This is a genomic window from Bifidobacterium sp. LH_426 (assembly GCF_056356875.1).
On the sequence record NZ_JBKEVB010000001.1, the window covers coordinates 204130 to 218352 of the forward strand.

The following is a 14223-nucleotide window of genomic DNA, read 5'->3' on the forward strand; positions in this document are numbered from 1 at the left end:
TGCTCACCTTACTCCCTGCGCATGCCGTTCGAGCGCGCGCCGCACGACGTTCGCGTCGCCCGGCCACGCCACCGGCCTGCCGTCGATGATGTTGCGCGTCTCGTGGCCCTTGCCGATGACGAGCACGATGTTAAGCCTCCCGTGCTCGCGCGCGTCGGCGCGGGCCTCGTCGATGGCCGTCCCGATCGCCTGCTCGCGGTCGACGATCACCTTCGCCGTCGCGTCCGGGTCGGTCACGTGGGAGGCCATCTCCTCGGCGATCGCGCGCGGGTCCTCGAAGTTCGGATCGTCGGTGGTGAGGATGAACGACTTGGCGCGTCCCAGCGCGCCCTTGACGATGCCCTCGCGGCGGTCGATGGCCTTGCCGCCGGTCGATCCGGCGACGAGCGTGATGCGCGGGTCCCGTTCGCCGTACACGCGCAGCACCTCATCGACGACCGACTTGGTGGAGATGTAGTTGTGCGCGTAGTCCACGTACACGTGCAGGTTCTCGCCTTCGGTGAAGCGTTCCATGCGTCCCGGCACCTGCACGCGTTCGACGGCGCGCATCGCCGGGTCGTCGAACGGCACGCCGGCCTTCATCGCCAGCGTCATCGCGGTGCCCGCGTTGAGGAAGTTGAATTCGCCAAGCATGTCGAGCTCGAGCGCGACGGTCGTGCCGCCGCACGTCACGCGGATGCCGGTCTTGCGCGACGGGTCCACGGCGATCGTCACGTCGGCGGGCGTCGTGTGTCCGGTCGCCGGGTCGTCGAGCGCGAACGTCGTGACCGTCACGCCGGCGCGTCGCGCGTCCTCGCGCAGCAGGTCGGCGTGGTCGCAGTCGGCGCCGAGCACGAGCGTGCGCGAGTTCGCGATGATGCGGCGCTTGCAGTAGAGGTAGTCCTCGAACGTGGGGTGTTCGATCGGGCTGATGTGGTCGGGGGAGATGTTGAGGAAGGCGCCGACGTCGAAGGTGAGTCCGTAGACGCGGTTCACCTTGTACGCCTGGGAGCTGACTTCCATCACCATGTACTCCATGCCGGCGTCGGCGGCCTCGCGCATCATGCGGAACGCGTCGAGCGATTCGGGCGTCGTGAGCTTGGACGGCGTCCACGTATGCCCGTCGAGGCAGCAGGTGAGCGAGCTCATCATCGCCGCGTGGCCGTGCGAGTACTCGTTGAGGATCGCGTGCGTGAAGTAGTCGGTGGTGGTCTTGCCCTTGGTGCCGGTGATGCCGATCAGGGTGAGCTCGTCCTGCGGACGGCCGTAGAACTCGGCCGAGAGCAGGCTCATCGCCTTGTGCACGTCCTCGACGATGAGGCCCGGTGCCTTCGTGCGGTCCGTGTAGGGGGTCTCGGCCACGTAGGCGCCGAGACCGCGCCCGTCGATGCCGTCAAGGAATTCGGGTTTGAACCGTCCCTTGACGAACAGCAGCGTGCCGTCCGTCACCTCGCGGGTGTCGTAGGTGATGGACGGGATCGGATCGTCGGCGCCGGGCAGCGTCGAGGCGTCCATCGTCCAACGGTCCCCGGCGACGATCTCACGAAGCAGATGATGGTTATCCAGCAGCTTGGCCGCGGCGGCGAGGCTCAACGGCGAAGTCGTGGTGGGCATATGGCTCTCTCCCTAGTATCGTGTGGCGACGCGGGGTCTCCCCGGCGTCACCGCACGATACTACTCCACCGCCGCCCGCCGTGCGATGGCCTTGGGGGACGGGCACGGCGGGCGCGGGACGGCCGTGCCGCCGGCGTATCACCGCGACACCAGCAGCCGTTCGACCACCCGGTCGTCGCCCTCGTACGGCACGTGCCTGTTGCGGTCCTTGATCCAGCGTTCGTCGCCCTTGCCGATGACGAGCACCACGTCCGTGCGCTCCGGGTGCGCGCGGGCCTCGTCCAGCGCGTCGGCGATGGCGGCGACGCGGTCGATGATCGTGGTCGTGGCGACGTGCGGGTTCGTCACGTGGGAGCGCATGTCGCGGCAGATGTCCTCGTAGGGTTCGGTGTCGGTGTCCTCCGCGGTGAACACGAATCGGGCGATGCGGTCCTGCGCCGCCTCGACGATCTCCCGGCGGCGGTCGAGCGCCTTGTCTCCCGCGGCTCCGGCCACCAGCGTGATGATGGGATTGCGGCCGGCGTAGCGCGCGTCGACGAAGTCGAGCAGCGCCGTGACGGACACGTGGTTGTGCGCGTAGTCGACGATGACGTCGGTGCCGCTCGCCTCGTCGCGGAAGCGTTCCATGCGGCCGGACACGCGCGTGGCCTCCATCGCGTGCAGCGCGCCGGCCTCGTCGGCCGTCACGCCGGCGGCGTGGGCGATGGCCACGGCGGCCAGCGCGTTCTCGTAGTTGAAATCGCCGGCGAGCGCCAGCCGGTATCCGCCGAGGTCGCGTCCATCGAGACGCATCGCGTAGGCGTCGTGGCCGCCGTCCGTCGGCCACGCGACGGCCGCGGCGGGCGCGTCGTTCCCGGCGGGCGCGGCGTCCAGCAGCGCGAAATCCGTCACGGGCACGCCGGCGGCGGCCGCGTCCTCGCGCAGCAGGTCGGCGTGGTCGGTCCGCGCGTTGAGCACCAGCGCGCGGCTGTTGTCCACGATGAGGCGCTTGCAGCGCAGATAGTCCTCGAGCGAGGGGTGCTCGATGTCGCTGATGTGGTCGGGGGAGATGTTGAGGAACGCGCCGACGTCGAAGGTGAGTCCGTAGACGCGGTTCACCTTGTACGCCTGCGAGCTGACCTCCATGACGAGGTACCTCATGCCGTTGTCGGCCGCCTCGCGCATCATGCGGAACGCGTCGAGCGACTCCGGCGTCGTCAGATCCGATTCGACGTAGGTGCGGCCGTCGAGGCAGTTGTCCACCGAGGAGAACAGGGCGCAGCGGCCGCCGGAACGCGCGTTGAGCACGGCCTGCGTGAAATAGGCGGTGGTGGTCTTGCCCTTGGTGCCGGTGATGCCGATCAGGGTGAGCTCGTCCTGCGGGCGGCCGTAGAATTCCGCGGCGAGCAGGCTCAGCGCCTTGCGCGCGTCGTCGACGATCAGGCCGGGCGCGGCGGTGCGGGCGGACATGTCGGTCTCGGCCACGTAGGCGGCGAGCCCCTTGGCGTCGCAGCCGTCGAGGAATTCGGGGCGGAAGCGCCCCTTGCACACGAGCATCGCCCCGGGCGCGATCTCGCGGGTGTCGTAGGTGATCGAGGCGAACGGCTCGTCGGCGTGGGGCAGCGTCGCGGCCGTCCTCGACCAATGTCCGCCGTGGATCACCTCGCGCAGCAGATGGTGGCGTTCGAGCAGCGTCGCGGCGGAGTTCAGGGTCAGGGCCATCGGTGTCGCTTCCTTTCGCGGCGGGCCCCGGGCCCGCCCGTTCGTATCGGTCGTATGTCGTCGTGCGTCCGGTCGTGTGCGCGGTCGTGTACGGGCCGTCCCCGCGGGATTCCCGTCCGGACGGCTCCACTGTGGGCGACGAATCTCGACGTTCGCTGGGAGGTGTCTTGGATTCCCGTCGCAGGATGCCGACGATATCCCGTGGACGGCGATTACAATGGGCAACCGTGACCAGCGAGACGAAAGAGACGATGGCGGAGCGCCGCGCGCGCTTCGAGAAGCTCGCCATGCCCGCGCTCGACGCACTGTACCGGCGGGCGATGCGCCTGACCAACGATCCGGACGATGCGCAGGATCTCGTGCAGGACACCTTCGAGAAGGGATTCAAGGCGTTCGACTCGTTCACCCCGGGGACGAACTTCGAGGCGTGGATGACCACCATCGAACGCAACGCCTACTTCAACCAGTATGCGAAGGCGAAGCGCCGTCCGCAGCGGGCGAACGATACGAGCGGCGAATACGACGACTGGGACCTGTACGAGGCGTCCGAGCATTCCTCGGATGGGCTCAAATCCGCGGAGGACGAGTATCTGGACGCGTTCGCGCCCGAGGAGATCATGCAGGCGTTGGCGAAACTGTCCCCCGAGCGCCGGCAGGTGTTCATCGACACGGCGATCGACGGCAAATCGTACCGGCAGGTCGCCGAGGAGCAGGGCGTCGCCATCGGCACGGTGATGAGCCGGCTCAACCGCGCGCGCACCCAGCTCAAGCACGAGCTCGCCTCCTATGCGCGCGAGCGCGGGTACGGCTCGCAGCTGCCGGCGAAGCCGTCCTCCGCCTCCGGTTCACCCTCGGCGAAGTCGGGGCGCGGCCGTGCCGGTTCGGGTGTTTCCGGCGATAATGGAACCGACGGCAAGGGAAAGGGGACGCGATGAACGAGCGATCCGTGGAGCAGGTCAGCAGCGTCTCCATCACCCGCGTGAACGCGGACGGGACGGTCAGCCGCACCGAGGTGCATATCGCCGAGACGCGCGTCGTCGGCGCGGACTCCCCGGACGTCGCCGCGTCCGGCATGGGGGAGTGCTTCGACCCGTCGACCTGCTGCTCCGAGCGCGAGCAGGCGATGATCGCCGCGCTGCGCGCCTATCTGCGGCCCGAATCGGCGCCCGAATGTCTCAAGGCGCGGCTGAAGACGTGCCTCGACCACTGTTGCGGCGAGCAGTGAGCCGGTGCCTCGCGCGGGGTATGTGGGATTCCGTTCGCGATGTCTCTCCCTCAGTCGGCTTCGCCGACAGCTCCCTCGTCAGAGGGAGCCGAGGACTCGGACATCAGAGGGAGCCGGGGACATGAGAAAACCCGCCTGGGCGCGAGGCTCAGGCGGGTTTTCCGCGTCTTGAACAGACAAGAATCAGGCGTTGGGGCGCTTGCCGTGGTTGGCGGCCTTCTTACGACGATCCTTGCGCTTACGTCCGCGCATGCCCATGATGGACTCCTTTACTGGAAAGATAAATAAGCCTTCGGCATTATGCCACAGAGCGCGGACGCGCCGCAAACCGCGTTTCGGGCGATGCCCGTCAGGCGGTTCGCGGCGCGTGCCGTGGAAGGGGACGTCAGTCGATCTCGGCCTTGATGAACAGCTTCGTCACGCTGGACTCGCCCGGCTTGATCGCGATGAGGTCCTTGCCGGTGTTGAACGCGTTCGCGTAGGCGGTCTGCGGTTCGACGGCGGTGCCCGCCGGGTGCTTGAACGCCGGGAAGCCGGTGCCGGTGCACACCTGGAACGAGGTGACCGTCTCGTCGCCGCCCACGTGGACGGTCAGGCCGTCCGGACGGTGGAACGTGGCGGTCGCGGTGCCGTCGGCGGCGTGCTCGACGTCCGTCCACGCGTCGTCGTACGGCTGCTCGGTGAGCAGGCGCGGCTCGCGGAAGTCGTACTTCGTGCCGTCCACCGGCTCGGTGCCGGTCGGGATGAGGTTCTCGTCGACGGTGACGTGCGTGCGGGCGGGCACGGTGAGCGTGCACTGCGCGTTGTGGCCGTCGATCTCGTCGCCGTAGCCGTTGAAGCCGTTGTCGAGCCACGGGTGGATGGCGAGCGCCCACGGGGCGTCCACGTCGCCGTTGTTGGTGGCCTCGACGGTGATCTTCAGGCCGTCGTCGGTGAGCTCGTGCGTCGCGGTGACGGTCACGTCGAACGGGTAGCCGAGCAGGAACGGCACGCGCCACGACTGGGTGACGGAGCTCTCGGTGAGGGATTCGAGCTTCCAGAAGGAGCGGTAGCCGTAGCCGTGGATGGCGGTGTTCTTGTCGTGCTCGTCGATCGGCAGCTCGTACGTCTTGCCCTCGAAGGTGTAGACGCCGGCTTCGATGCGGTTCGGGAACGGCACGAGCAGCTGGCCGTGGCAGCAGGTGACCGGGTCGTCCGGGCCGAGCGGGACGATCACGTTCCTGCCCTTGTAGGTGACTTCGCGCATCGTCGCGCCCAGTTCGGTGATGACGGCCTTGTAGTCGCCGTGGGTGATCGTGTACTGCTGTCCCGTGCGCGGGGGAAGGTTCTTGGCCATATATCTCACTCCAGAGTGAATATAGAGGTTGTTGTAGTGTACGCGACAACTTGCGTTATCGCTAACACGTCCAGTCTAGCCCCATTTTCACGCCGCGCCGCGCATGTCGCCGGCGAATCGCGCGCGGCGCGGCCGGTCGCGGTGCCCCGCGGTGCGGTAGAGTGCATCCAGTAGGGAGGGCGGCGCCGGACGCGCCGATGCCCCGCGACAGTCGAGAAAGGTCCCTGATTCCCATGGCGAAACGCATCGTATTGGCCGATCCGCGCGGATTCTGCGCCGGCGTGGACCGGGCGATCCTCACCGTGCGCACGATCCTCAAGGGTTCGCACGGCGCGCCGGACGGCGATCTGCCGCCCGTGTACGTGCGCCGGCAGATCGTGCACAACAAGCATGTGGTCGAGGATCTCGCCTCGCAGGGCGCGGTGTTCGTCGAGGAGCTGGACGAGATCCCCGACGAGGCCGCCGCCGCTGGCGTGCCGGTCGTGTTCTCCGCGCACGGCGTGTCGCCCGCCGTCAAGGCGGAGGCGAAGGCGCGCGGGCTCAACGTGGTGGACGCCACCTGCCCGCTCGTCGCCAAGGTGCACCGCGAGGTGCTGCGGTTCGCGCGTTCCGGCTACGAGATCGTCTACATCGGTCACAAGGGCCACGACGAGGCGGTCGGCGTCGTGGGGGAGGCCCCGGAGCACGTGCATCTGATCGAGCACGAGCGCGACGTCGAGGGGCTGGACTTCACGCCGGATACGAAGCTCGTGCTCCTGAGCCAGACCACGCTGAGCGTCGACGAGACGGCCGGCACGATCGCCGCGCTAAAGGCCCGCTTCCCGTGGATCGAGATGCCGCCCAGCTCGGACATCTGCTATGCGACCTCCAACCGCCAGGCCGCCGTCAAGCTCGTCGCCGAACGCTCCGGATGCGTCGTGATCGTGGGGTCGGCGAACTCGTCGAACTCCGTGCGCCTCGTCGAGGTCGCACAGGAGGGGCTGGGGGAGCGCGGCCGCGCCCACCGGGTCGACGACGCCGGCGACCTCGACCCCACCTGGTTCGAGGGCGTCGAGGCGGTCGGCGTCTCCTCCGGCGCGTCCGTGCCCGAGGAGTACGTGGACGGCGTGATCGCCGCGTTGCGCGAACGCGGCTACACCGACGTCGAATCCGTGGAGACCACCAAGGAGACCATGCACTTCGTGCTGCCTGCGGAACTCCGCAGGCAGCCTTCGCGGTAAACCGCTCACTTCGCCTACGGAAAGCCCACCGGGCTTTCCGCTATGCGGCTCAGTCGTCGGAGCTTCGCCGCCGGTAACTTCGCAGGCGATGACCGCGCCGGCGGCGATGCACAGGACCGTCACATCGCGTTGGTAGGGTATTGGCAGTCGAAATCAACCCCGAGGAGATGGAATACCTTATGTGCGGAATCGCCGGATTCGTCAACGACGACCCGATCGACGTCAAGTGCCCGGTCATCAAGCGGATGACCGACATCATCGCCCACCGCGGACCCGATTCGGAAGGCAAGTACGTGGACGAGTACGTGGCGCTCGGCCACCGGCGCCTGAGCATCATCGACCTCGGCGGCGGCCAGCAGCCCATCTACAACGAGGACGGCAACCTCGTCATCACGTTCAACGGCGAGATCTACAACTACCAACCGCTGCGCGCCCAGCTCATCGAGGCCGGGCACACGTTCACCACCGAATCCGACACCGAAGTGCTGCTGCACGGCTACGAGGAGTGGGGCGTCGAGCTGCTGCAGAAGATCCGCGGCATGTTCACCTTCGTGATCTGGGACAAGACCAGGAAGGAGCTGTTCGGCGCGCGCGACCACTTCGGCATCAAGCCCTTCTACTACGCGAAGATGAACGGCACGTTCATGTACGCCTCCGAGATCAAGAGCCTGCTGCAGCACCCCGACTTCGTCAAGGAGCTCAACCGCGAGGCGCTGAAGCCGTACATGACCTTCCAGTACCCGCCGTTCGCCGAGACCTTCTTCAAGGGCGTGTTCAAGCTGCCCGAAGGCCACTACTTCACCTACCGCGACGGGAAGATGGACATCCACCGCTACTACGACGAGCGCTTCCGCGAGTCGGACGTGACTCTCGACCATCTCGTCGACACCATCGACGACACGGTCATGGGATCCGTCAAGGCCCACCAGATCGCCGACGTGGAGGTCGGCTCGTTCCTCTCCTCCGGCGTGGACTCCAGCTACGTGGCCGCCGTGGCCCGCCCGCAGCACACGTATTCGATCGGCTTCGGCAAGGGCACCTACAACGAGAGCCAGCAGGCCGGCGAACTCGCCGAGATCCTCAAGCTCAACAACACGGCCGAGGCCCTGACCGACGAGGAGGCGTTCAGCGCCTTCCCGCAGATCCAATGGCATCTCGACGAGCCCGACTCCAACCCGAGCTGCGTGCCGCTGTTCTTCCTCTCGAAGCTCGCCGCGCACGACGTCAAGGTCGTGCTTTCCGGCGAGGGCGCCGACGAGCTGTTCGGCGGCTACATCGACTACGGCGTGCACACGAAGTCGAAGGTCATCAAGGTCGTCACCCGCTGGCTCACCCACCTGCCCGCCGGAGCCCGCCACGCCATCGCCCGCTGGTGCAAGGGCAAGACCTTCCACGGCGCATGGCACCTGTACGCGAACCTCGCGCCCGCCGAGGAGAGCTTCATCGGCCAGGCCCGCGTGTTCGAGGAATCGGAGTCCGACCGCATCCTGAAGCCCGCGTACCGCAAGGCGCCCAGCGTGCAGAGCATCGTCGACAAGACCTACGCCCGCATCGAGGGCAAGGGGCTGAGCGAGCTCAAGAAGAAGCAGTACCTCGACATGCACCAGTGGATGCCCGGCGACATCCTCCTCAAGGCGGACAAGCTCACCATGGCCCATTCGCTCGAGCTGCGCGTGCCGCTGCTCGACAAGGTGCTCATGGGCGTCGCCGAGCAGGTGCCCACCAAGTGGCTCATCAACGACGAGAACACCAAGTACGCGTTCCGCCAGGCCGCCGGCCGCCACCTGCCCGAGGAGTGGAAGAGCCGCGAGAAGCTCGGCTTCCCCGTGCCGATCAAGAAGTGGCTGCGCGAGGAGAAGTACTACAAGCTGGTGCGCTCCGTGTTCGAGCGCGACTACGTGAACGAGTTCTTCGACCAGGACGCGATCCTCAAGATGCTCGACGACAACTACGCCGGCAAGACCGACGACCGCCGCCGCATCTGGACCATCTACACGTTCCTCACCTGGTACGACGTGTACTTCGTGCACGACGGCTCCAAGCCGGCCGTGCTCGACCTGGGCGACTGAGCGCCGTTCATCGGAAGGCTTGACCGCGACCGCGGTCAAGCCTTCCGGCTATCATCAGTGCGGTTTGTGTGCACACACAGGTTGGACCAATCCATGCTGTCCATACTGTCGGGAGGGCGGCGCGCGGGACAGGCCCCGCGCCGCGCGGTTACGCGACAAGAACAAACAGAATCAATCAAGAGAGGTTTCGATGGCGGTTCGCGGTGATATCCGTAATGTGGCGATTGTGGCTCACGTCGACCACGGCAAGACCACGCTGGTGAACGCGATGCTCCAGCAGTCCCACGTGTTCAACGAGCGCGAGGAAGTGCCGGATCGCGTGATGGACTCCAACGATCTGGAACGCGAGAAGGGTATCACCATCCTCGCGAAGAACACGGCCGTCGAGTACACCGGCCCGCTGGCTGCCAAGTACGGCCACCCGGAGGGCATCACCCTCAACATCATCGACACCCCCGGCCACGCCGATTTCGGCGGCGAGGTCGAGCGCGGCATCTCCATGGTCGACGGCGTCGTCCTGCTCGTCGACGCCTCCGAGGGCCCGCTGCCGCAGACCCGCTTCGTGCTGCGCAAGGCGCTCGAGGCGAAGCTGCCGGTCATCCTGTGCGTAAACAAGGTCGACCGTCCGGACGCCCGCATCGAGGAGGTCGTCGGCGAGACCTCCGACCTGCTGCTCGGCCTAGCCGACGACGTGCAGCACGAGGGCATCGATCTCGATCTCGACCAGCTGCTCGAGATGCCGGTCATCTACTGCGCCGCCAAGGCCGGCTACGCCTCCGCCAACCAGCCGGAGAACGGCGGGCTGCCGGACAACGACAACCTCGAGCCGCTGTTCGAGGCCATCATCTCCAACATCCCCGCCCCGGAGTACGAGGAGGGCGCACCGCTGCAGGCCCACGTCGCCAACATCGACTCCTCCGACTTCCTCGGCCGTCTCGGCCTCGTGCGCATCTACAACGGCACTCTGGAGAAGGGCAAGACCTACGGTCTGAGCCGCGTCGACGGCTCCATCGAGAACTTCCGCGTCGCCGAGCTGCTGCGCACGCAGGGCCTCGAGCGCCAGCCCGTCGAGTCCGCGGGCCCCGGCGACATCGTCGCCGTCGCCGGCGTCAACGACATCATGATCGGCGAGACCATCGTCGACCCGAACGACCCGAAGCCGCTGCCGCTCATCCACGTCGACGACCCGGCCATCTCCATGACCTTCGGCGTCAACGACTCCCCGCTGGCCGGCACCGAGGGCAAGGACCACAAGCTCACCGCCCGCATGATCAAGGACCGCCTCGACCGCGAGCTCATCGGCAACGTGTCCATCAAGGTGCTGCCCACCGACCGTCCGGACGCCTGGGAGGTGCAGGGCCGCGGCGAACTTGCGCTGGCCGTGCTCGCCGAGCAGATGCGCCGCGAAGGCTACGAGCTGACCGTCGGCCGCCCGCAGGTCGTCACCAAGAAGATCGACGGCGTGATCAACGAGCCGATGGAGAACACCACCATCGACGTGCCCGAGGAGTACATGGGCACCGTCACCCAGCTCATGGCCGACCGCAAGGGCCGCATGGACGGCATGACCAACCACGGCTCCGGCTGGGTGCGTCTGCAGTTCACCGTGCCGTCCCGCGGCCTCATCGGCTTCCGCACCGCGCTGCTCTCCGCCACCCGCGGCACCGGCATCTCCTCCTCCATCTCCGCCGGCTACGCGCCGTGGGCTGGCCAGATCACCATCCGCCAGAACGGCTCGATGGTCTCCGACCGCAAGGGCGTCGCCACCCCGTACGCCATGCAGCGTCTCCAGGCGCGCGGCAACTTCTTCGTCGAGCCGCAGTCCCCGGTGTACGAGGGCCAGGTCGTGGGCGTCAACAACAAGCCCGACGAGCTGGACGTGAACATCACGCTCGCCAAGCACATGACCAACATGCGCTCCTCCACCGCCGACGTGCTCGAGACCCTCACCCCGCCGATCAAGATGAGCCTCGAGGAGTCCCTCGACTTCGCGAACGAGGACGAGTGCGTCGAGGTCACCCCGGAGTCCATCCGCGTGCGCAAGATCATCCTCGGCCGCGAGGACTGGTACAAGTGGCGCGCCAAGCAGCGTCGCCAGAACGCCGCCCAGCAGGGCAAGTGACGAAGTGACGGAGCGCGCGAAGACCACGGCCGGCTCCGACGGGCGGCCGTGGTCGCACCGGTTCGGTCCTCTGGGCCGGACCGTCGTCACGTTGCTCGCGGGCGCGGGCGCCGCGTTCGTCGGCACGCTCGCGCACCGCATGGGCGCGGCCTCGAACGTCCCCTACGGGCTTCTGCTCGCGTTCCTCATCATCGCCCTGTCGACATACTGCGCCCGCGCGCGCCAGGGCGTGACCGGCCTCGCCCTGCATCTCATCGTCTCCTCGGCCGTCGCTTGGGGCCTCGCCCTCGTCCCCGGCCCGGGAAGCGACGCGCTCGTCGTCGCCGGATTCAGCACGCCGACCACGTTCTTCAGCCAGCACGCCGGCTACATCTGGCTGTACGGCGTGATTCTCGTGCAGGTCGCCATGCTGGTCCCGCCCGCATCATGGTTCCGCATCCCCGCCCCGAAGGGCGAGTGACGGTACAGTGGTGTCCTATGACACGCGAAACCCTGTTCTATCTCGGGCCGGAAGGCACGTTCACGCATCAGGCGGCCATGGAGGCCGCCGTGCAGCTCGCGGATGAGACGACGGGGGAGACGGGCTTCGACCTCGTCCCCCTGCCCGATGTCCCCGCCATCATGGAGGCCGTCCGCTCGGGCCGCGGCCTGGGCGTCATCGCCTGGGAGAACAACGTCGAAGGCTACGTCGTGCCGAACCTCGACGCGCTCATCGACGCGACCGACGTCGCCGGCCTCGCGCGCGTGCGCGTCGACGTCGCGTTCGACGCGTTCACGCGACGCGGCGACGATCCTCTCGCCGCGCGCGACGCCGGGGAAACCGCCGACGGTGCTGGTTCCGCCGCGATTCCCGTCTCCGCGCACCCGCACGGCCTCGCCCAGTGCAAGCGGTTCATCGCCGACCACCATCTCACGCCCACACCCGCGTCGTCGAACGCGGCCGCCTGCCGCGACCTTCAGCCGGGCGGCGTCGCGCTCGGGCCGCGCATCTGCGGCGAACTCTACGGACTCGACACGCTCGCCGCGCGCGTGCAGGACTTCGCAGGCGCGCACACCGACTTCCTCGTCCTCGGCAGGCGCGACGACGTGCGCGCGTCGAACGACCGCGCACGCGCGCGCGAAACCGACTTCGAGACGATCATCACGTTCATCCCGCTCGTCACCGGCCCCGGCGTCGTCGCCAACGTGCTCGACATCCTGCGCGACGCGGGACTCAACATGACCAGCTTCATGTCCCGCCCCATCAAAGGCGACGACGGCACGTACAGCTTCATCGACACGCTCGACGCCGCGCCGTGGGAGCCGCGCTTCCGCGACGTGCTCGCGACGCTCGCCGCGCACGGCATCTGGCTGAAGACGCTCGCCGTCTACCCGCGGCGCGAACGCTCCAACCCGCCCGTCGAGGCGTGGAGGCTGCCGCAGGGCGGCGTGCATCTCGACGCGACGCGCATCAGCGACGACTGGGAACAGGACGAGACCACGAGGAGGGAACTGCTGTGGTAGACACGACCGCCACGATCGACATGGCCGCCACGACCGCCGGACATCGCACGCCCGCATCCGCCGGGCCGATCGGCATCATCGGGCTCGGACTGATCGGCGGCTCGCTCGCCCGCAGGCTCGTCTCCCGCGGCATCGACGTCGTCGCATGGAACCACCGCCCCCACCCGTACGCCGAGGCCGAGAAGGCCGGCATCCGCTGCGCGCCGACGCTCGACGCGCTCGTCGCCGCGCGACCCTCGACGATCATCCTGTGCAACCCGTTGAAGGCGATGCCCGCCATCCTCGCCGTGCTCAAACCCCTGATCGACGGCACCCCCGGCCTCGATGTGACGCTCACCGACGTGGGCAGCGTCAAAGGCATGGTGCGCGACCAGGTGAAGGCCGCCAGGCTCGGCGACCGCTACGTGGGCGCGCATCCGATGGCCGGCAACGAGCTGTCCGGCTGGGCGGCCGCCGACCCGCACCTCTACGACGACGCCCTGTGGGCCATCACCGTCGACGAGACGACCGACTACCGGCGGTTCCTCGATGTCGCCCGGCTCATCACCGCCGGCGTCGGCGACCGCGTGATCGTCCTCGACGACGACACGCACGACAAGGCGGCCGCGCTTATCAGCCACATGCCGCACGTCGTCGCCACCGCGATGATCAACACGCTCGTCGCCAGCCCCGACCGCAACATCGCGGCCGCGCTCGCCGCGGGCAGCTGGCGCGACATGACGCGCGTCGCCCTGACCGACCCGGACCGCACGCGCGCCATGGTCGAGGAGGACGCCGAGAACGTCGAACGGCTGCTGCGCGACGTGGCCTCCCGGCTGCTCAAGGTCGCGAACCTGCTGCACGGCGAACAGGACGCCCGCGACATCGCCGTCGGCGCGCAGGCCCAGACCGACATGCTCGGCTTCTTCGCCGAAGGCCAGCCGTTCCGCGACTACAAGGCCGCCCAACGCGCCATTGCCGCGCGGCAGGCGGGGGAGCGGGAGCCATATGAGACGGTCGAGCTGCATATCGACCCGGCCGGCGACTGGCGCGGCGAACTGCTCGCCTCCGCCCGTCGCGGCGAGCACATCATCGCCTTCGACGGCCCCGACGCCGCTCGCGCCGAAATCCGCTCCGCCGTCTGACCGGAGTTTCCCTATGGCCTCGTCCGCGGCCGCTCCGGCACCGGTTTCAGCGTGGCGATCGTGTCCGCGTCGATCGTCACGTGCTGCTGCGGGCGCGAGCCGTTCGCGGCCGCGTCGCGCGACAGTTCGAGCGTGCGCCCGTCCCAGCCGAGCACGTGGCCCACGTAGTCGCGGAACTTGGTGCGTCCGTCGGCCGGGTCCACGCCCTCGATGACGCGCACGACGACGCGTGCGCCCGACGGTATCTGCCTCGGCAATGCCATGATTCGTCCTTTCCCCGAAATGATCCGTTGCATGGTCCGTTCCGGACGTCGATGTCCGGTATCTGCC

Annotated in this window: 13 protein-coding genes; 8 read left to right on the plus strand and 5 right to left on the minus strand. The window is 68.0% G+C overall.

From position 1 onward, the window contains the following. Positions 1-3: 3 nt before the first annotated feature. Together AC1AYD_RS00835 and AC1AYD_RS00840 are read right to left on the minus strand one after the other, a co-directional pair. Entirely contained in the window at positions 4-1593 is a 1590-nt protein-coding gene (locus AC1AYD_RS00835) for a UDP-N-acetylmuramoyl-L-alanyl-D-glutamate--2,6-diaminopimelate ligase (RefSeq protein WP_476501918.1), read from the minus strand. Positions 1594-1731: 138 nt separating this feature from the next. Continuing rightward, positions 1732-3294: a UDP-N-acetylmuramoyl-L-alanyl-D-glutamate--2,6-diaminopimelate ligase gene (locus AC1AYD_RS00840; RefSeq protein ID WP_476501917.1), complete on the minus strand. Its 1563-nt coding sequence runs from the start codon at positions 3292-3294 to the stop codon at positions 1732-1734. A gap of 251 nt (positions 3295-3545) precedes the next feature. Between AC1AYD_RS00840 and AC1AYD_RS00845 the strand changes: the two genes are divergently transcribed. Beyond that, on the plus strand, positions 3546-4229 hold the full coding sequence (locus AC1AYD_RS00845) for a sigma-70 family RNA polymerase sigma factor (RefSeq protein ID WP_476502032.1): 684 nt from the start codon (positions 3546-3548) through the stop codon (positions 4227-4229). Beyond that, entirely contained in the window at positions 4226-4519 is a 294-nt protein-coding gene (locus AC1AYD_RS00850; RefSeq protein ID WP_476501916.1) for a hypothetical protein, read from the plus strand. Before AC1AYD_RS00845 ends, AC1AYD_RS00850 begins: the two co-directional genes overlap by 4 nt. A 183-nt stretch (positions 4520-4702) precedes the next feature. Here AC1AYD_RS00850 and AC1AYD_RS00855 read toward each other — a convergent pair whose 3' ends face one another. Both AC1AYD_RS00855 and AC1AYD_RS00860 read right to left on the minus strand, forming a co-directional pair. Beyond that, the gene (locus tag AC1AYD_RS00855) at positions 4703-4777 is read right to left on the minus strand and encodes a 50S ribosomal protein bL37 (protein WP_003817083.1); all 75 of its coding nucleotides are present in this window, start codon (positions 4775-4777) and stop codon (positions 4703-4705) included. Between the two features lie 127 nt (positions 4778-4904). After that, complete coding sequence (locus tag AC1AYD_RS00860) at positions 4905-5855, minus strand: aldose 1-epimerase family protein (RefSeq protein ID WP_476544541.1); 951 nt, start codon at positions 5853-5855, stop codon at positions 4905-4907. A gap of 233 nt (positions 5856-6088) precedes the next feature. Between AC1AYD_RS00860 and AC1AYD_RS00865 the strand changes: the two genes are divergently transcribed. The 6 genes from AC1AYD_RS00865 (at position 6089) to AC1AYD_RS00890 (ending at position 13893) form a co-directional block, all read left to right on the plus strand. Next, on the plus strand, positions 6089-7075 hold the full coding sequence (locus tag AC1AYD_RS00865) for a 4-hydroxy-3-methylbut-2-enyl diphosphate reductase (protein WP_476501914.1): 987 nt from the start codon (positions 6089-6091) through the stop codon (positions 7073-7075). Between the two features lie 179 nt (positions 7076-7254). After that, positions 7255-9144: an asparagine synthase (glutamine-hydrolyzing) gene (gene asnB / locus AC1AYD_RS00870; protein ID WP_476501913.1), complete on the plus strand. Its 1890-nt coding sequence runs from the start codon at positions 7255-7257 to the stop codon at positions 9142-9144. A gap of 190 nt (positions 9145-9334) precedes the next feature. Beyond that, positions 9335-11266, plus strand: a complete 1932-nt coding sequence (typA, locus tag AC1AYD_RS00875; protein ID WP_476501912.1) for a translational GTPase TypA — start codon at positions 9335-9337, stop codon at positions 11264-11266. Between the two features lie 4 nt (positions 11267-11270). Then, entirely contained in the window at positions 11271-11726 is a 456-nt protein-coding gene (locus AC1AYD_RS00880; protein ID WP_476501911.1) for an alcohol dehydrogenase, read from the plus strand. A gap of 17 nt (positions 11727-11743) precedes the next feature. Beyond that, positions 11744-12769 (plus strand): prephenate dehydratase, encoded by a 1026-nt coding sequence (locus tag AC1AYD_RS00885; protein WP_476501910.1) that lies wholly within the window; start codon positions 11744-11746, stop codon positions 12767-12769. Positions 12770-12789: 20 nt separating this feature from the next. Continuing rightward, complete coding sequence (locus tag AC1AYD_RS00890) at positions 12790-13893, plus strand: prephenate dehydrogenase (protein ID WP_476502031.1); 1104 nt, start codon at positions 12790-12792, stop codon at positions 13891-13893. An 11-nt stretch (positions 13894-13904) separates the two neighbouring features. Here the strand turns inward: AC1AYD_RS00890 and AC1AYD_RS00895 are convergent, their stop codons facing one another. After that, the gene (locus AC1AYD_RS00895; RefSeq protein WP_476501909.1) at positions 13905-14156 is read right to left on the minus strand and encodes a DUF6725 family protein; all 252 of its coding nucleotides are present in this window, start codon (positions 14154-14156) and stop codon (positions 13905-13907) included. Between the last annotated feature and the right edge of the window lie 67 nt (positions 14157-14223).